Source organism: Gorillibacterium sp. CAU 1737 (assembly GCF_039888655.1).
GTDB lineage: Bacteria > Bacillota > Bacilli > Paenibacillales > NBRC-103111 > Gorillibacterium.
This window is the reverse complement of record NZ_JBDQQO010000012.1, coordinates 84,592-102,153: the sequence shown is the minus strand read 5'-3', so window position 1 is coordinate 102,153 and position 17,562 is coordinate 84,592. Positions and strand designations below refer to the sequence as shown.

Genomic DNA, 17,562 nt, shown 5'->3' with positions numbered 1-17,562 from the left:
TTAGTAAGACCCCTGGAAGACGACCAGGTTGATAGGTCCGAGGTGGAAGTGCGGCAACGCATGCAGCTGACGGATACTAATCGGTCGAGGGCTTATCCAACACAACACATCGGTAAGAATGTTTACTCGCGAGTTGCTTCGCATCCGGTTTTCAGGGAATAACCTTCCTTGAGAGAATTGCTGCTGCACGAAAGCGGGGCTTGTCCCTGTTTACGGGGTTTGGAGAGGTACCCAAGAGGCCGAAGGGGGCGCTTTGCTAAAGCGTTAGGGTGTAACAGCCGCGAGGGTTCGAATCCCTCTCTCTCCGCCATTCCCTTCACCTTAGCCAAGTTTGATGGTTGTTACGTGGCGGTGTAGCTCAGCTGGCTAGAGCGTTCGGTTCATACCCGAAAGGTCGGGGGTTCAAGTCCCTTCGCCGCTACCAAAAAAACTTCTTGTCAAACAGTTTCGAATGTGGTAAGATCTTAAATGTTCGTGTCGATTATGGAGGCTTAGCTCAGCTGGGAGAGCATCTGCCTTACAAGCAGAGGGTCGGGGGTTCGATCCCCTCAGCCTCCACCATAAGCCGACGTAGCTCAGTTGGTAGAGCAGCGGTATCGTAAACCGCAGGTCGGGGGTTCGAGTCCCTTCGTCGGCACCATTTGTACAACATAGTTTTCTTCTGATGATGCGGAGCCGTGGTGTAGAGGCCTAACATGCCTGCCTGTCACGCAGGAGACCGCGGGTTCGAATCCCGTCGGCTCCGCCATTTTTAACCCAATGGCTTGACCCGTATTTGCGCCTATGACGCAAAATTTTTTTTGCCCGTTTGTCCCTGTGGCTCGGTAGCTCAGTCGGTAGAGCAGAGGACTGAAAATCCTCGTGTCGGCGGTTCGATTCCGTCCCGAGCCACTTTTTTGTTTTGGAGGCTTAGCGAAGTGGCCAAACGCAGCAGACTGTAAATCTGTTCTCTGACGAGTTCGGTGGTTCGAATCCATCAGCCTCCACCACTTGTATTCTAAGAGCCATTAGCTCAGTTGGTAGAGCACCTGACTTTTAATCAGGGTGTCGTAGGTTCGAGTCCTACATGGCTCACTCATAGAAAAGGACGTTCGTTCGGAGCAATCCGAGTGAACGTCCTTTTTTGCGTTTCCGGCTATCGTAGAGAAGGTAGGATTAGGCTTTCTCCTTCGAGACAGAGGATAGCCGGAGCTTTCGATAGCTCACATCGCTTCCCATGGCAAGAGGAATCCCGATAAGCAAGAGCAGGCAGGAGAAGCCAAACGTTTGATGGAAGGCGGACTCCCCGGCTCCTTGAAACCGGTCATAGGCTTGTCGGACGAGTTGAAGGACGGTTTCCTTCTGTTCGTCATAGGTGCTCAAGAAAACCTTGCGCGACTCGTCAGGAAGGGTCTTGGCGATCTCCGCCTTTTGTTGGTCCAACTGGGCACTGAGGGTAGAGGGATCAAACCCTTCGGACGTGGTGGAAGAGCCCGAGTTCGTTGCAGCCTGTCCCAGTTGGTCGGTGACCACCTGCTTCCATGCTGGAGCTAAGGTAGGCGATGCTTGAACGGATGTCAGGCTGTTTTCTAGAGCCAGCTTCATTTCACTCGCCAGGGTGTTGTTCAGCATGGTAACCAGGAGGGCTACTCCAAGCACGTTTCCGATGGAACGGGCCATATTGACGACACCAGAGGCAATACCAACTTTCTCTTCAGGAACATTGCGTACAGAAGCCGCGATAACGGGAGACAGGCAGAGCCCGAGTCCAAGCCCCGACAGAGCAAGCCGCCACACAATGGCAAAGGTAGTGGAGTGAGTCGTGAGGTCGCGAAAGGTATAAATGGAGAGGATCATGAGCAGCATTCCGACGACTGCAAACCAGCGGCTGCCGTATTTGGCGGACAACGGTCCGGAGAAGACCGAAGTGGCCATGGAAGCGAGGGCCATGACCGAAATCGTAAGCCCGGCATGAAGTTCGCTCATCCCGACAATTCGGGTGAGGAAGAAGGACATCAGGAAGGCCACGCTCATGATGGCGCCGCCTGCGACGATAAGGGTAGCGGCAGCCCGGCGGAAGACGCCGATCTTGATCAGGGCAAGGGGGAGCATGGGATGCTTGCCTTTGGCTTCAGCAAGGATGAAGCCGAGGAGGGCGAGGAAGCTGCCGCCAAAGAGAAGCAGGATGGCAGGGGACCCCCAACCGTAATCAGGAGCCTTGATCAAGGCGTACGTGAGGCAAAACATGGCCGTCGAAATGGTTAGCGTGCCTACCCAGTCGATTCTTTTGTCTGTGGAGGGGTCATGAGATTCTTGGATATAGCGGAGGGTGAGGACGATGCTTAGGATGCCCAGAGGAACATTGACGAAGAAGATCCAGGGCCAGCTCAGTACATCGATAAGAATTCCGCCCAATGCGGGGCCGCTAGCCGCAGCCAAGCCGGATACGGCCCCCCAGATCCCGATGACGATCCCGTGCATTTCCTTAGGGAATGTCGAGGTAGTCAGCGGAACCGTAACCGGCACAATGATCGCTCCGGCCAATCCCTGTATAATACGGCAAACTACTAAAGCTTCACTCGAAGGCGCAAGCCCAGCTGCTAATGAGGAGAGGGTAAAGATGGAGAGTCCGATGAGGAAAAGCTTTTTTCGACCGAATTGGTCGGCAAGCCGTGCGGCGGTCAGAATGAAGACGGCAAAGGCGAGGTTGTAGCCGTTCATGACCCAGGAGATCTCGCTGACGGAGGCGGAATAGCTGCGCATCATTTCAGGTAGAGCGATGTTCACGATCGTCGTGTCCAACAGAGCCATAAAAAAGCCAAGTACGATTGCGCAAAACGAGAGGGTGGAGCGTTTGGTCCATTTCATGGAGAGGCCTTCTTTCTGCTCAAAATATGAACTATGTTTCATATACGATAATATGAACTTTATTTCATTTTTGTCAATCAAAAAATGCAGCTTTTTCTCCGGGCATGTCCATCGATGAGTGCTTGCAGTGCGAACCGATGTCTTTTAGAATGCGAAGAGAAGGGAGACGAAAAGATATGGAACCAAAGGATCGAGTTCGTACCCCGCGGCAAGAACGAAGCATGAAGACAAAGACAGCGATTCTTCACGCGGCTATCCAGATTTTCTCGGAAAAAGGCTATCACGCCACCAACACGAAAGAGATTGCAGCAGCTGCTGGTGTATCTACGGGCAGCGTATATTCCTATTATGCGGACAAGCGGGCGATCTTCCTGGATGCCGTGCTTTTATACAATCGCGAATTTGTCGACCGGATGGAGCGGGAACTGGGCGATATTGATATCAAGGTAGAAGATAAGAGAACGGTGCTGCCCAAGCTGATCGAAAGCTTGATTAACGCTCATCAAGTGTTTAAGAGCTTCCACAATGAAATGAAGGTCTTGTACTACTCCGATCCCGTTGTACGCCACTTGATGGATGAGCAGTACGAACGCAGCCGGGAGATGACGGTTCGGCACATGTACCATTGGGGGGACGAGCTTACCTTGAGCGATCCGGAAGCGGCTGCCTTTGTCGTTTTTGAAGCGATCAGCCAGGTGGTGGATATGCTCGTCTTCTCAAAAGTACCTGTCTCGGAGGAACGCATCAAAAAGGCTCTCAGCGCCATGGTAGAGAGCTACCTCATGAGTCCGGACGAATCCGAGCACGAAGAGAAAGTCAGCAAGGGATAAGGAGCCAGGTCCAGGGAAGCCTAACAAAGCACTTTGGATAAAGCGGAGGGAATCCGGCCATGACCTACGCAATTCCCCTATTTACCGCCCTGCTGGTCGTGCTCTTGCTCATCCCCCCCATTCGAGCTCTCGCGCTTCGAACCGGCTTTGTGGATCGGCCAGGAGGAAGGAAGATTCACGGCCAGCCGATTCCCCTGCTCGGCGGAACTGCGATCTACCTCGGGGTTATCGTGTCGGTTCTGCTGTACGCCGGGTGGACGGCTCAAACGAAAACGATCCTTACCGGGGGAACGCTGATGGCCTTAACCGGTCTTTTGGATGACTCCTGCAAGGCGAAGGGGAAGGACTTCCCTGTCTGGCCAAGGCTCATCCTTTACTTGGCGGCAGCCGGTATCCCTCTCTTGTATGGAATCGGGATCAGCAGCGTACGAGGGTGGGAGGGGCAGATCGCGTTCCCGCAGGCGGTGATTTGGATCGGGACCATCCTCTGGATGTTCGCGATTCCGAATATGATCAATTTCATCGATGGAGTAGACGGGCTCGCCTCCGGCATTGTGTCCATCGCCTCGGCTGCGCTGTTTTTGGCTGCGCTGTGGCAGAGGCAGCCGGAGTCCGCGGTGCTTGCCGCCATCCTCTTCGGGGTAAGCCTCGGATTTTTGGCTTACAACTTTTACCCGGCACGCATCTTCATGGGGGATTCCGGGGCCGTATTTCTTGGCTATACGATCGCGGTGTTGGCGGTGAATGGCTCCTTTAAGAGTGCAACGGTCATCTCGCTGGCGGTTCCGGTATTGGCGCTGGGGGTTCCAATCTTCGACACCGCTCAGGTGTTCCTGCGGCGGCTCTTGAAGGGGAAGGGGCTTCACCGGGCAGACAACCTTCACACGCATCATTTGCTCATGCGGTGGGGGCTGAGTCAGACGCAAACGGTCGCCTTCTTGTATTTAGTGGAGCTGGCATTTACGCTTCTTGCGGTTATTTTGCTGCTCCTTTATCCATCCCTGTAACCTCTGCGACCTGTCGCGGGGGTTTTATTTTGCCGGAAAAATGGGGTATCATGGAGAAAAACAGCGGATCGGAGCATACGGAGATGAACTGGGAGAGGCTGGCGGAGCAACTGGAGAGTAAGCTCGGAGCATCGGTTGAACTCCGGGTGGAGCCCTTAGGGGAGAACGAGGAAAGGGAAGGGAGAAGCCACCTGCGGACTTATCTTCTGGAAGAGCAGGCGGAAGAACGGCTCATGCTGGCTGTGGCATTGGACGGGATCACGGACCGGGAGGATGCACTCATTGAGCTCGCCATTGAGGCGTATCGGAGTGTAGATTCCTCCGCTTTCGAGCAAGAGGGAGAAGCCCGGGATGAGGAGGAGCAGAGCATTGGCTTCTTGCGGGACTGGATCGTCCAGCACCTGGAGAATGGTCAGCTGTCCGCCGAGCTTCCGGAGCCCTTCGCCTCACGGGTCGGGAAGCTGAAAACCTGTATACCGCTTGTCATTACAGGGGAATTCTCGGCGGTCAGAAAACAGTTGCCCAATCGGGAGCTGAAGCGGCTGCTGGAGTCCTTTTTTGACACGGAGGTCCAGCTCATTCCTCTATCGGACAAGGAGTGGCTGCTGCTCGCCCCCGGCGCCCTTCTTTCCGATATGAGCGGCGAAGAGGGGACGGAGGAACGGATTGAGGATGGGCTCGGCGATTTCGCGGATGGACTGTATGACATGCTGTCGAGCGAATGGCTGGGGGAGTGCCACGTGAGCATCGATTACCCGCTTACGAGTGCCAAGGCGCTGCTGCCTGCTGTGCTCCACTTGAAGGAAGCCATTCAGCTCGGCAAAGCTTTTCATCCAGGAAGCAACATTCATTTTCCATGGAAGCTGCAGCTGGAGAAGCTGCTCACTGGAGTTCCCGAGGAGGAGAGGCTTCACTTTGTCAGCCGAGTGCTGAAGAGCCGAGATGCCCTGGAGGGCGAGCTTCTGACGACGCTGGAGAGCTTCTTTGCTCTGGAATGCAACGTCAGCGAGACGGCGAAGAAGCTCTACATCCACCGCAATACCCTTCTCTACCGGCTGGATAAGTTTAAGCAGGAGACCGGGCTCGATGTGCGGAGCTTTAATGATGCGGTATTGGTACGCACAGCTGTGCTATTGGATAAAGTCACGAAAAGGCAGTAGGTTTTTTTGTAGGGATTGTGCATAGCGTTTTCATTTCCAGTGGGGTAAGATATTCATGTATCAGTTAGGCATGATCAATTTATTTTTCGGGAGGAATATCGCATGGCTGGCGTTCGCTTAAACCACATTGTTAAGAAGTATCCCGGTAACCCAGAAGCTACGGTTAAAGATTTCCATTTGGACATTAAAGATAAAGAATTCCTCGTTCTGGTAGGGGCTTCGGGTTGCGGCAAGTCCACCACGCTTCGTATGATCGCAGGCCTGGAAGAGATCTCCGAAGGCGAGCTGTACATCGGCGACCGTCTCGTGAACGACGTTGCTCCGAAGGATCGCGACATCGCGATGGTATTCCAATCGTACGCTCTGTACCCGCACATGAACGTATACCAAAACATGGCATTCGGTCTGAAGCTGCGCAAGTTCAAGAAAGCCGACATTGACGCTCGCGTTCGTTCCGCTGCCAAGACTCTCGATATCGAACATCTTCTCGATCGTAAACCGAAGGCTCTGTCCGGTGGTCAACGTCAACGGGTTGCTCTGGGCCGCGCTATCGTCCGCGAACCGCAAGTGTTCCTGATGGACGAACCGCTCTCCAACTTGGACGCCAAACTCCGCGTACAAATGCGCGCAGAAATCACCAAGCTGCACAAGCGTCTCGGAACGACCTTCATCTACGTAACGCATGACCAGACGGAAGCCTTGACCATGGGTCAGCGAATCGTCGTTATGGATAAAGGCATCATTCAACAAGCGGCTACGCCGGAAGAAATCTACAACCACCCGGTAAACATGTTCGTTGCAGGCTTCATCGGATCCCCTTCGATGAACTTCCTGACCGGCAAGCTGGTTGACGAAAACGGAGCGCTTCGCTTCAAAACCGAAGGAGCCAACCTGGAAGTACCGGCAGGCCGCGCTCAAACCCTCCGCTCCAAAGGCTTTGTAAACAAGGAAGTAGTCCTCGGTGTTCGTCCGGAAGAGCTTCACGACGAGCCGATCTTCCTGGAAGGTTCCCCGAACTCGATCGTGAACGCTCACGTGGAAGTATCGGAAAACCTGGGTCATGAAATGTACCTCTACCTGAACGGAATCGGCACCGGATCGGTTATCGCCCGCGTCGATGCCCGCACGGCAGCCAAGGAAGGCAACAATGTTCGCCTCGCGATCGACATGAACAAAGTCCATTTCTTCGACAAAGAAACGACGGAATCGATCCTGGTTGAACGCTAATCAGTAGTAGGGTAAGCGCAAAGGGTCAGCCAAACGGCTGACCCTTTTTTGACGAATGAAGGGAAGGAGCCGGCTCTCACAAGTTCTAGGGGAGAGAGGCACAGGTTTTGTTGATTTCACTACTTAATTTCGATACGATGTAGCTAATGGAGAGAGAAGGAGCAGCGTGACATGGCCAAAAAAGTGAAGATCGCCGAACTGGTCAAACGGTTCAAGCTTGAAGTCGTCTGCGGCGAAGATGATCTGCAGCGTCAGATCACGGTATCGGACCTCTATCGTCCGGGCTTGGAAATTGCCGGTTACTTTAATTATCATCCCTCAGAGCGGATTCAGATTCTCGGAAAGACCGAGCTGACGTTCCTGATGACCTTAAGCGAGGATCAGCGCAAGGAACGGCTGGCCAAGCTATGCGATTCGGAGGAAACGCCCTGCATTCTCGTCACCCGGGGCTTGCCCGTACCGGACGAGCTGATTGAAATTGCGACAGCCAAGAAGCTTCCGATCGTACGGAGTACCATTCCGACGACGACGCTGTCCAGCCAGATGACCAACTTCCTCGAAACGAAGATGGCTCCGACCACGACCATTCACGGCGTTCTCGTCGACGTGTATGGCATTGGCGTGCTCATCACCGGTTCGAGCGGCATTGGCAAGAGCGAAACGGCCCTGGAACTGGTTAAGCGCGGCCACCGCCTTGTGACGGACGATTCCGTCGAAATCCGGCAGACGGCAGAGAATGTGCTGATCGGCAACCCGCCGGAGCTGATCAAGCACCTGCTAGAAATTCGCGGCGTCGGCATCATCAACGTGATGACGCTGTTCGGGGCAGGCGCGATCCGCAGCGACGTGAAGATCAACCTGGTCGTCAAGCTGGAAACCTGGCAGCAAGAGAAGCAATACGACCGCCTCGGGCTGGATGAAGAGACCACCCGCATCATCGACACGGACTTGCCGCTCATGACGATTCCGGTTCGCCCGGGACGCAACTTAGCGGTCATCGTTGAGGTAGCGGCCATGAATTACCGCCTGAAGCGCATGGGCTTCAATGCCGCGCTGCAGTTTGCCAACAAGCTGACAGAGACGATTGCCGAAGAATCGGAAAACCTGGAGTAATCCGCAGTACGCGGATAGCAAGGTAAGCATGAAACGGAGAGGAGCAAGAACATGGCATTGGCGTTGGATCGCATTGCGTTTTCCATCGGGAGCCTGTCGGTGACCTGGTACGGCATTATCTTGGCTTCGGCTGCGCTGGCCGGGCTCTTCCTGGCGATTCGGGAAGGGAAGCGATTCGGCATCATCCCTGATTTCTTCATGGACCTCCTGCTCATTGGGGTTCCATCCGCCATCGTGGGCGCACGGCTCTATTACGTCGCCTTCACCTGGAGCGAGTACCGCAACAACCTGATCGATATCTTCAAAATCTGGGAGGGCGGAATCGCCATCTACGGAGCGTTGATCGGTGCGTTCATCGGGGCGTATTTCTACATAAAGAAGAAGGGTTACACCTTCTGGCGCATCGCGGATATTTGCGCACCGAGCCTGCTTATCGGGCAGTTGATCGGCCGATGGGGCAACTTCATCAACCAGGAAGCCTATGGCAGCCCTGTGGATGAGAGCTTCCTCCGAAGCACGCTGCATCTTCCCAAGTTCATCGTAGACCATATGTTCATCATGGGGGAATATCATCACCCCACCTTCCTGTACGAATCACTGTGGAATCTTCTGGGGCTCCTGTTCCTCCTTTGGCTGAGAAGAAGGCCTTTCCTGCGCTCGGGAGAACTGCTGATCAGCTACCTGATGTGGTATTCCCTCGGCCGTTTCTTCATCGAAGCGTTGCGCACGGACAGCCTGATGTTCGCCGGCCCCAAATGGCTGGAGGGCTTGCTGGACGGTCTTTGGTCGCCGATGACGCTGCTGTTTGACCAAGGAGCAACGGAGATCGGCAAGAACATTCGCGTGTCGCAATTGCTCGCCGTACTCCTAATTCTCGGTGGAATTATCCTCATCATCTACCGTCGAAAAACGGGAGCGGCTTCGACCAAGTATCTCGATCCCATCGTCTCGCCCCGTGTGGCAGCGGCAACGGAAGGCCCCGCTGGGGGCGCAAGCCCTGCAGTCGCTGCAGGCACGCTTCCGGTTGTAGACGCGGTGGTGTATCCGCTTGAGTCAACAACGCCGGAGACGGCGGTTGACCCTGAGGAGGAGAACAACGAAGAAGCGGGAGAGCGGGAGGAAGGCGAGTGGACAGAAGGGGCGGCACCGGACGCAGAGCAAGGAGCTGCCGAGGAACCGGCTGTAGACACCGCACCGGATTCTGCGCCGGACTCGACGCCAGATTCGACACCCGATTCCACTTCGAATAACGAATCCTAAGTAACAGCCATGATTCTGAATACACAAGTAAATGAAGAAACGGTCAACGCCCCATACAGGCGCAGCCGTTTCTTCTTGTAATCAGGGCTTCATGGACATTTCATCCCCACTCTAAAGGAGAGCCTTATGTTCGATACGATTTTGTTTGATTTTGACGGAACGCTGGTGGACACCAACGAGTTGATCATCACAACCTTTCTTCATGTCCTGGAAGGGAAAACAGCGACACCGCTGACGAGGGAGACCATTATTCCCCGCATGGGCCTTCCGCTTCGCGAGCAGCTCCATCTCTTTTCCGGGCAGGAGGAGGTAGACGAGCTGATCCTGGCCTACCGCGCTTACAACCTTCAGGTTCACGATGAATTAATTCGCAAGTATCCTTATGTGGATGAAGTTCTTCGCGAGCTGCACGAGAACGGCATCCGAATGGGACTGGTAACGAACAAGGTCCGGATCACAACCGAAAAAGGGCTCAAGCTGATGGGCTACGACGCCTACATCACGGAGGCGGTGACCGCCGATGACGTGCAGGTCGGAAAGCCTGACCCCGAGGGGGTTCTGCAAGGAGTGAGCCTGTTCCAGTCCGATCCGGAAAAGACGCTCATGGTGGGGGACAGCCATTTTGACATTTTGGCCGGACAGCGCGCGGGTGTACGTACGGCAGGGGTAGCGTGGTCACTGAAAGGCGAAGAGTATCTGGCGGAGTATAACCCGGATTACATGCTGAAGGACATGCGCGACCTGCTTGCCATCACCGGAATAAAGAGGGATGTTCCGTGCCGAGAAAAGTAGAACGCTACCCGGTCACCGGGCCGAATTCGCTCTGGCAGGTGTATTCGACGGTCAGCCGCTGGAAGGCGATTCGTAATTTCATCTTCATTCAAGTGTCCCGCTACTCCCCCTCCCTTCGTCTGAAAAATGCAATCTACCGCCGTGTGCTCGGCATGCGGGTGGGCCGCCATACGGCTTTTGCGCTTATGGCGATGCCGGACGTGTTCTTCCCGGAGAGAATCACGGTGGGGGAGGATACGATCATTGGGTACAATACGACCATTCTCTGCCACGAGTACTTGACACATGAATACCGGCTTGGGGATGTGCGGATCGGGTCCCGGGTGATGATCGGCGCGGGCAGCATCCTTTTGCCGGGGGTGACCATTGGAGACGATGCGGTGGTAGGAGCGGGAACGGTGGTTGTGCGGGACGTAGCACCGGGCAGCTTTGTGGCGGGAAACCCGATGCAGGTCATTCGTCCAGGGCAGGGAGAAGCGATTGACGAGTAAAGGCAAGCGTGCTATGATAACAAAACGTTCTTTATCTTGCTAATATGGTAGCGAACTAAAGCGTTTGATTTCGAGCCGAACAAAGCGAGGGGAAACCGCTTGTCCAAGCCAAAAGGATTTGAGAAACCGACGGGCGTAAAGGATTACGTTCCCGAGGCGGTGGAACGGTTAAGACGGATCGAATTCCGCGTGCTGGACTGTATGAAGCGCTGGGGATACCAGCAGATCATCACGCCGACGCTGGAATTTTACGATACGGTGGGAACGGCGAGCGCCACAACCGACCGAAAATTGTTCAAGCTGCTGGACCAGAACGGACGTACACTCGTCTTGCGCTCCGATATGACGGCTCCGATTGCGCGGGTGGTCTCTTCACTTCTGAAGGAGGAGCCGCTTCCGCTCCGATTAAGCTATCACTCCAGTGTCTTTCGGGCTTTTGCCGAAGAGGCGGGGAAAGAATCGGAGTTCTTTCAAACGGGGGTAGAGCTGGTAGGCGATGCTTCTGCGGAGGCGGATGCGGAGGTAGTCGCCCTTGCGATTGCTTCGCTGGAAGCCGCCGGCATTACGGAGTTCAAGCTGGCGATCGGGCACATTGGCTTCCTGAACGGACTGCTGGAGGAATTGCTTCCGTGGCGGAACGAGGAGCAGGAATGGTTGAAGGAAAGCCTGATCAACCGCGACTATGTCGGCTATCGGAGAATTCTCTCTGAGATCGGACTGACCGGACGTTCGGCGGAAAAGCTGGAGGGGTTGCTTGCTCTGCACGGCGAAGGAGGCGGGCTAGAGGTAGCACGAGGCTTAACCCGCAATGCAGAAGCGCAGAAGGCGGTCGATCATCTGAGGAATGTTCTCGAGGTGCTCGATGCTTACGGAGTGTCGGACCGTGTACTCGTCGATCTGACGATGGTAGGCGACTTCAGCTACTACACGGGGATGACCTTTGAAGGATATGCCTCGGGACTTGGGTTTCCGGTGGTGAGCGGGGGGCGCTATGACAACCTGCTCAGCCAGTTTGGAAGACCGGCGCCTGCGACCGGCTTCGCCATCAAGACGAATCGAATCATGGAATGGGGAGCCGCTGCTTCTGAACAAGCGGAACGCACGACGATCCTATACCGCGCAGCCAAGAGACGGGAGGCGCTTGCCCAGGCGGCTGAGCTCCGTGCGGCCGGAAACGGGGTTGTGGTCACACGACTCGTACCGGACGGAGAGGGACTGCCGACGGTAGCCGGCAATCGGCTGATGACGTTCGAGTGAGGAAGGATGAAAAGCGATGGCGGACCTACTGAAAATAGCGATGCCGAAGGGGCGGATCAACAAGTCAGCCATTCGGCTGTTTCAAGCGGCAGGCTATCCCTTGCCGGACGACCTGGAGGAATCGCGCAAGCTCATCGTGACGGTTCCCGATGCGGGCATGGAATTCATTCTGGCGAAGCCGGTGGATGTCGCCACGTACGTCGAGTACGGGGCTGTCGATGTGGGCATTGTCGGCAAGGACGTGCTTCTGGAAGAGAATCGCGACGTCTATGAGTTGCTCGATCTGGGGATTGCCCGCTGCCGGATGTCGGTCATCGGGCTGCCCTCCTACCAGCCGGAGCTTCATCCCCGAGTGGCGACGAAGTATCCGAATGTAGCGTCGGATTACTTCCGCCGCCAGGGACAGCAGGTTGAGGTGATCAAGCTGAACGGCTCCATCGAGCTGGCCCCCTTGATCGGCCTTGCGGACCGCATCGTCGACATGGTGGAGACCGGACAAACCTTGCGGGAGAACGGCCTGGTCGAGCTAACCACGATCTTCCCGGTAACGAGCCGCCTCATTGCGAATCGCGTCAGCTATCGGATGAAGAACGAGCCGATCGAGCGGCTGTGCCGCCGGCTCACGGAAGTGATAGAGCATACAGTCAAGTAGAGAGGACGGGACGAGTCATGCGGATTATCGATGCGGATTCCTTCACGCTGGAGCGGGAGGTAGACAGCGGAACAGCGGAGCAGAGCCGCGCAGTTGCGGATATTCTGGAGGCGGTGCGCCGGGAAGGGGATGCGGCGCTGCTTCGCTATACGGAGAAATTCGACGGCGTTAGGCCGGAGAATCTTCGCATCACGGAGCAAGAGCTTCAAGAAGCTTATGCCGAGGTGGATGATGAATTTCTCGCCGCCCTGCGGGAAGCAGCGGCCAACATCCGCGCCTTCCACGAAAAGCAGAAGCGCAACACGTGGATGGACCTGTCGCCCAGCGGCACGATGCTCGGCCAGATGATCCGCCCGCTCCGTCGGGTAGGCCTGTATGTGCCGGGCGGCAAAGCGGCCTACCCGTCCTCTGTGCTGATGAACGCGATTCCCGCCCAGGTGGCGGGCGTGCCGGAGGTCGTCATGGTGACGCCTCCCGCGACGGCCGGGGTTCCGGGCGTGAATCCGTACGTGCTCGTGGCCGCTGCCGAATGCGGCATCACGGAAATCTATCGCGTGGGCGGCGCCCAGGCAGTGGCGGCACTCGCCTACGGCACGGAAACGATCGCCCGCGCGGACAAGATCGTCGGTCCCGGCAACATCTATGTCGCTCTTGCCAAACGCCAGGTGTTTGGCGCGGTCGACATCGACAGCATCGCCGGACCGAGTGAAATTGTCGTGCTGGCGGACGACAGCGCGAAGCCGGCGTATATCGCCGCGGATCTGCTGTCGCAAGCAGAGCACGACGAGATGGCGTCCGCTGTGCTGGTGACGCCTTCGGCGGCGCTCGCTCAGGCGGTACAGCAGGAGGTCGAGCGGCAGCTCGCCGCTCTCCCGAAGCGGGACATCGCCGGCGCGTCCATCCGCGACTACGGCGCCATCCTCCAGGTACGGGACCTGGAGGAAGGGGTCCGTGTCGTGAATCGCCTTGCCCCCGAGCACCTGGAGGTGGTGACGGAGGCGCCGTTCGACCTGCTCGGGCAGATCGAGAACGCCGGCGCGATCTTCCTCGGGCCGTACAGCTCCGAGCCGGTGGGCGATTATTTCGCCGGCCCGAACCATGTGCTGCCGACGAACGGCACGGCGCGCTTCTCCTCGCCGCTCTCGGTGGATGACTTCATCAAGAAATCGAGCATCATTCACTACAGCCGGCAAGACCTACTAACACACGGCGCGAAGATCGTGAAGCTTGCCAGAGGAGAAGGGCTGGACGCGCATGCAGAGGCGGTCGCCGTTCGGCTGAGAGAGGAAGGAGGGGAAGCCTGATGGAGACGAAGAAGGAGCGAGTGGCAAGCATAGCCCGCAAGACCGGCGAGACAGACATCGAGCTGGCCTTCGGCATCGACGGCAGCGGTCAAGTGGAGCTGGAGACGGATGTCCCTTTTCTGAATCATATGCTTGACCTGTTCGCCCGACACGGGCAATTCGACCTGAAGGTGAAGGCAAAAGGGGATGTAGAGGTCGACGATCACCACACCGTCGAGGACATCGCCATCTGCTTGGGGCAGGCACTCCGCGAAGCACTCGGCGACAAAGCCGGTATCAAGCGCTACGCCAGCGTCTTCATTCCGATGGACGAGGCACTCGCTCAGGTCGTGCTTGACTTGAGCAATCGGCCGCATCTGGAATACCGCGCGGAGTATCCCTCCGCCCAGATCGGTAGCTTCCAAACCGAGCTCGTGCACGAGTTTCTGTGGAAGCTGGCGCTCGAAGCGCGAATCACGCTTCATGTGATCGTGCATTATGGCCGCAACACCCACCATATGGTGGAGGCGGTGTTCAAAGCGCTCGGCCGTGCGTTGGATGAAGCGACGGGCTATGACCCGCGCGTGAAGGGCGTTCCTTCGACGAAGGGAGTGCTGTAGCATGATCGCCATCGTCGATTACGGGATGGGCAACCTGCACAGCGTCTCGAAGGCGATCGAGCGGCTCGGTGCGGAAGCGTTCGTAACCGCCGATGAGCGTGAGATTTTATCCGCCTCCGGCGCCATTCTTCCCGGCGTCGGCGCGTTTGGAGACGCGATGGCTGAATTGACGGCGAGTCGCCTGGACGAGGTCGTTCGCCGGTACGCTGCGAGCGGCAAGCCGCTTCTCGGCATCTGCCTGGGCATGCAGCTGCTGTTTGCCGAGAGCGAGGAGCACGGCGCGCATGCCGGGCTCGGACTCCTGCCGGGAAAGGTGATCCGCTTTGAGGGCAGCTACAAGGTTCCGCACATGGGGTGGAACAAGCTGAACTTCCTTCAGCCGAGCCCGCTCACAGCGGGAGTGGAGGAGGGACACGTCTACTTCGTCCATTCCTATCATGCGTTGCCGGAGCAGCCGAGCGACCTGCTTGCGGTCACGGACTATTATCAGCCGGTCACGGCCATCGTCGGTCGGGACAACGTCTACGGCATGCAGTTTCATCCCGAGAAGAGCGGTGCGGTCGGGCTGCAGCTGCTCGGGAACTTTGTGAGAATGTGCGGGCAATAAGCAGCAAGCAAACTTAAAACAGCGGGCAGGCAGTCCCAAGGTAGTCCAGGGCTGACCATCGGCCATGAGCGCAAGAGAATCGAAACGGGAGACAAACAAGGGGGAGAGCGGGTTGGCATTCATCATCTATCCGGCCATCGACATTCGCGGAGGCAAATGCGTGCGGCTGGTTCAGGGAGATTACAAGCAAGAAACCGTCTACCGCGACCGCCCCGAGGAAGCGGCGGAGGAATGGGTCACGGCGGGAGCGGAATGGATCCATCTCGTCGACCTGGACGGGGCGCGGGAAGGTAGGCCGGTGAACCATGCGGCCATCGGTGCCATTGCAGGAGCAACGGGCATTCCGGTCCAATGCGGCGGCGGCTTGCGCACGCTGGAGGATGTCGCCCTTCTCGCCGACCTCGGGGTATCCCGGGTCATCCTCGGCACGGCTGCGATCGAAGACCGTGCCTTTGTGGAAGAGGCGCTTGCCCGTTATGGGGATCGTGTGGCGATCGGCATCGACGCTCGTAATGGCTATGTGGCTACCCGAGGCTGGCTGACCACATCCGAGGTGAAGGCCGAGGAGCTGGCCAAGGAGCTTGCACAGGCTGGAGCTCGGACGTTCATCTTCACCGATATCTCTCGCGACGGGATGATGCAGGGACCGAACGTCGAAGCGATCATCCGTTTGGCGCAAGCCTCCGGGCGTGAGGTCATTGCTTCGGGCGGCGTCAGCCGCTACGAGGATTTGGAAAAGCTCGCCCGGCATGAGCGAGACGGGGTGGCCGGCGCCATCGTCGGCAAGGCGCTTTACACCGGCCAGATCGAGCTCGGGCAAGCGCTCGCCGGCCTGCGCGAGGCCTAACCTGCCGGATAGGCAACTTTTCGATGCGAAGGAGGACGGCCCGATGCTGGCCAAACGGATTATTCCCTGTCTCGACGTGAAGGACGGACGTGTCGTCAAAGGGGTCAATTTCATCAACTTGCGGGATGCCGGCGATCCGGTGGAACTGGCCGCCTTGTACGACCGGGAGGGAGCCGATGAGCTCGTCTTCTTGGATATCTCGGCATCTGTCGAGGGAAGAGCGACGATGGTGGAGGTCGTTCGCCGGACGGCAGGAGAGATCGCGATTCCGTTCACCGTCGGCGGCGGAATCGCCAGTGTCGACGACATGAAGCGGCTCCTTCGCGCCGGAGCGGACAAGATCGGCATCAACACGGCGGCGATCCTGCGCCCGGAGCTGATCGCGGAAGGGGCGCGGCGCTTCGGCAACCAGTGCATCGTAGTAGCGGTCGACGCTCGCTATAATCGTGAATGGGGCGAATGGGAAGTGTTTACGCACGGCGGGCGGAAACCGACCGGCATTCGCGCCTTGGACTGGGTAGCGCGGGCGGAGGAGCTGGGGGCGGGAGAGCTGCTCCTCACGAGCATGGACGCCGACGGAACGAAGGACGGCTTTGATCTGCCTCTCACCAAGCAGGTGGCGAACCGCGTGGGCATTCCGGTCATCGCCTCCGGCGGTGCGGGAAACGCCAAGCACTTTGCCGACGTATTCCGAGAGGCTCAAGCCGATGCCGCACTGGCTGCTTCGATCTTCCATTACAAGGAAGTGTCCATTCCGGACGTGAAAGCAAGCCTGAAGAAGGAAGGAGTCGAGATCCGATGACGGAATCCTTGAAGGAGAATGAAGCTGCACATCAACCAGTCAATGGGGAGCTGGCAAGCGAGGAAGGCCTTGTCGCCATCCGGTGGGATGAACGGGGACTCATTCCCGCTATCGTTCAGGATGCGCTCAGCAAGGAGGTGCTTACCCTTGCCTATATGAACGAAGAGTCTCTGCAAAGGACGCTCTCCTCGGGTGAAACCTGGTTCTGGAGCCGTTCCCGGCAGGAGCTTTGGCACAAGGGGGCAACCTCCGGCAACACGCAGCAGGTGCAGGCCATTCGCTACGACTGCGATCAGGACGCGCTGCTCGTGCAGGTCATCCCGGCAGGGCCGGCATGCCACACAGGAGCCTACTCGTGCTTCTCAGGAGAATTGAAGCTGGCCGGCCGTGATCAAGCCTCGGAAGAGTGGACGACGGAGGAGGCGGAAAAGGCGGGCTTGGCTGCGCAAGGACTCGATCGCAGCGTCACGCGCGGTGCTGATCGCTTCCGCATTCTCAGCGTGCTGGAGGAAGTGATTGCGCGCCGGGATGCAGAACGCCCGGAGGGAGCGTACACGACCTATCTGTTTGAGCGGGGACTCGACAAGATTCTCAAGAAGGTAGGAGAAGAGACCGCCGAGGTGATCATTGCTGCGAAGAACCATAGCGCCGATGAGCTTCGCTACGAAGCGAGCGACCTCCTGTTCCACCTCCTCGTTCTTTTGCGGGAGCAAAAGCTGCCGCTCGATGATGTGCTTGCCGAGCTGGATCGGCGTCACAACAAGTAA

Annotated in this window: 17 protein-coding genes, 8 tRNA genes and 1 rRNA gene; 25 read left to right on the top strand and 1 reads right to left on the bottom strand. The window is 57.3% G+C overall.

Features of this window, described 5'->3' with window-relative positions; all coding sequences use genetic code 11:
- From AAFN83_RS20105 to AAFN83_RS20065, 9 genes are all read left to right on the top strand, one after another.
- A 23S ribosomal RNA gene (locus AAFN83_RS20105) occupies nucleotides 1-100 on the top strand; the annotation flags it as partial.
- Between the two features lie 121 nt (nucleotides 101-221).
- Nucleotides 222-310, top strand: a tRNA-Ser gene (locus AAFN83_RS20100).
- A gap of 37 nt (nucleotides 311-347) precedes the next feature.
- Nucleotides 348-424 (top strand) — tRNA-Met (locus AAFN83_RS20095).
- Nucleotides 425-485: 61 nt separating this feature from the next.
- Nucleotides 486-561 (top strand) — tRNA-Val (locus tag AAFN83_RS20090).
- 3 nt (nucleotides 562-564) lie between these two features.
- Nucleotides 565-640 (top strand) — tRNA-Thr (locus tag AAFN83_RS20085).
- A gap of 31 nt (nucleotides 641-671) precedes the next feature.
- A tRNA-Asp gene (locus AAFN83_RS20080) sits at nucleotides 672-748 on the top strand.
- Nucleotides 749-818: 70 nt separating this feature from the next.
- Nucleotides 819-891, top strand: a tRNA-Phe gene (locus AAFN83_RS20075).
- Between the two features lie 12 nt (nucleotides 892-903).
- Nucleotides 904-989: transfer RNA gene (locus tag AAFN83_RS20070), tRNA-Tyr, on the top strand.
- 12 nt (nucleotides 990-1,001) lie between these two features.
- Nucleotides 1,002-1,074 (top strand) — tRNA-Lys (locus AAFN83_RS20065).
- Between the two features lie 81 nt (nucleotides 1,075-1,155).
- On the opposite strand, the gene AAFN83_RS20060 is transcribed toward AAFN83_RS20065, so the two are convergent.
- Complete coding sequence (locus AAFN83_RS20060) at nucleotides 1,156-2,847, bottom strand: MFS transporter (protein ID WP_347772689.1); 1,692 nt, start codon at nucleotides 2,845-2,847, stop codon at nucleotides 1,156-1,158.
- Between the two features lie 176 nt (nucleotides 2,848-3,023).
- Between AAFN83_RS20060 and AAFN83_RS20055 the strand changes: the two genes are divergently transcribed.
- The 16 genes from AAFN83_RS20055 to hisIE all read left to right on the top strand — a co-directional run bounded on the left by AAFN83_RS20055 (nucleotide 3,024) and on the right by hisIE (nucleotide 17,562).
- Nucleotides 3,024-3,677, top strand: coding sequence for a TetR/AcrR family transcriptional regulator (locus AAFN83_RS20055; protein ID WP_347772687.1), 654 nt, complete (start codon nucleotides 3,024-3,026; stop codon nucleotides 3,675-3,677).
- A 59-nt stretch (nucleotides 3,678-3,736) separates the two neighbouring features.
- Nucleotides 3,737-4,684, top strand: coding sequence for an MraY family glycosyltransferase (locus AAFN83_RS20050; protein ID WP_347772685.1), 948 nt, complete (start codon nucleotides 3,737-3,739; stop codon nucleotides 4,682-4,684).
- Nucleotides 4,685-4,713: 29 nt separating this feature from the next.
- Nucleotides 4,714-5,844, top strand: coding sequence for a PucR family transcriptional regulator (locus AAFN83_RS20045; protein WP_347772683.1), 1,131 nt, complete (start codon nucleotides 4,714-4,716; stop codon nucleotides 5,842-5,844).
- Between the two features lie 102 nt (nucleotides 5,845-5,946).
- Nucleotides 5,947-7,071, top strand: a complete 1,125-nt coding sequence (locus AAFN83_RS20040) for an ABC transporter ATP-binding protein (RefSeq protein WP_347772681.1) — start codon at nucleotides 5,947-5,949, stop codon at nucleotides 7,069-7,071.
- A gap of 171 nt (nucleotides 7,072-7,242) precedes the next feature.
- Nucleotides 7,243-8,184, top strand: coding sequence for an HPr(Ser) kinase/phosphatase (gene hprK, locus AAFN83_RS20035; protein ID WP_347772679.1), 942 nt, complete (start codon nucleotides 7,243-7,245; stop codon nucleotides 8,182-8,184).
- Between the two features lie 51 nt (nucleotides 8,185-8,235).
- Nucleotides 8,236-9,444 carry a prolipoprotein diacylglyceryl transferase gene (gene lgt / locus AAFN83_RS20030; protein ID WP_347772677.1) on the top strand — a complete coding sequence of 403 codons (1,209 nt, stop codon included), beginning with the start codon at nucleotides 8,236-8,238 and terminating at the stop codon, nucleotides 9,442-9,444.
- 126 nt (nucleotides 9,445-9,570) lie between these two features.
- Nucleotides 9,571-10,236 (top strand): pyrophosphatase PpaX, encoded by a 666-nt coding sequence (ppaX, locus tag AAFN83_RS20025; RefSeq protein WP_347772675.1) that lies wholly within the window; start codon nucleotides 9,571-9,573, stop codon nucleotides 10,234-10,236.
- Nucleotides 10,221-10,727, top strand: coding sequence for an acyltransferase (locus AAFN83_RS20020; RefSeq protein WP_347772673.1), 507 nt, complete (start codon nucleotides 10,221-10,223; stop codon nucleotides 10,725-10,727). The genes ppaX and AAFN83_RS20020 overlap by 16 nt, the downstream gene beginning before the upstream one ends.
- Nucleotides 10,728-10,826: 99 nt before the next feature.
- A complete protein-coding gene (locus tag AAFN83_RS20015) occupies nucleotides 10,827-11,984 on the top strand; it encodes an ATP phosphoribosyltransferase regulatory subunit (protein WP_347772671.1) in 1,158 nt (385 codons plus the stop codon).
- 16 nt (nucleotides 11,985-12,000) lie between these two features.
- Entirely contained in the window at nucleotides 12,001-12,636 is a 636-nt protein-coding gene (gene hisG, locus AAFN83_RS20010; protein WP_347772669.1) for an ATP phosphoribosyltransferase, read from the top strand.
- Nucleotides 12,637-12,653: 17 nt separating this feature from the next.
- Nucleotides 12,654-13,940: a histidinol dehydrogenase gene (hisD, locus tag AAFN83_RS20005; RefSeq protein WP_347772667.1), complete on the top strand. Its 1,287-nt coding sequence runs from the start codon at nucleotides 12,654-12,656 to the stop codon at nucleotides 13,938-13,940.
- Complete coding sequence (gene hisB, locus AAFN83_RS20000; RefSeq protein WP_347772665.1) at nucleotides 13,940-14,539, top strand: imidazoleglycerol-phosphate dehydratase HisB; 600 nt, start codon at nucleotides 13,940-13,942, stop codon at nucleotides 14,537-14,539. Before hisD ends, hisB begins: the two co-directional genes overlap by 1 nt.
- A 1-nt stretch (nucleotide 14,540) precedes the next feature.
- Entirely contained in the window at nucleotides 14,541-15,146 is a 606-nt protein-coding gene (gene hisH / locus AAFN83_RS19995; RefSeq protein WP_347772663.1) for an imidazole glycerol phosphate synthase subunit HisH, read from the top strand.
- A 112-nt stretch (nucleotides 15,147-15,258) separates the two neighbouring features.
- The gene (hisA, locus tag AAFN83_RS19990; protein WP_481810531.1) at nucleotides 15,259-15,993 is read left to right on the top strand and encodes a 1-(5-phosphoribosyl)-5-[(5-phosphoribosylamino)methylideneamino]imidazole-4-carboxamide isomerase; all 735 of its coding nucleotides are present in this window, start codon (nucleotides 15,259-15,261) and stop codon (nucleotides 15,991-15,993) included.
- A 43-nt stretch (nucleotides 15,994-16,036) separates the two neighbouring features.
- A complete protein-coding gene (hisF, locus tag AAFN83_RS19985; RefSeq protein ID WP_347772659.1) occupies nucleotides 16,037-16,795 on the top strand; it encodes an imidazole glycerol phosphate synthase subunit HisF in 759 nt (252 codons plus the stop codon).
- Entirely contained in the window at nucleotides 16,792-17,562 is a 771-nt protein-coding gene (hisIE, locus tag AAFN83_RS19980) for a bifunctional phosphoribosyl-AMP cyclohydrolase/phosphoribosyl-ATP diphosphatase HisIE (protein ID WP_347772657.1), read from the top strand. The genes hisF and hisIE overlap by 4 nt, the downstream gene beginning before the upstream one ends.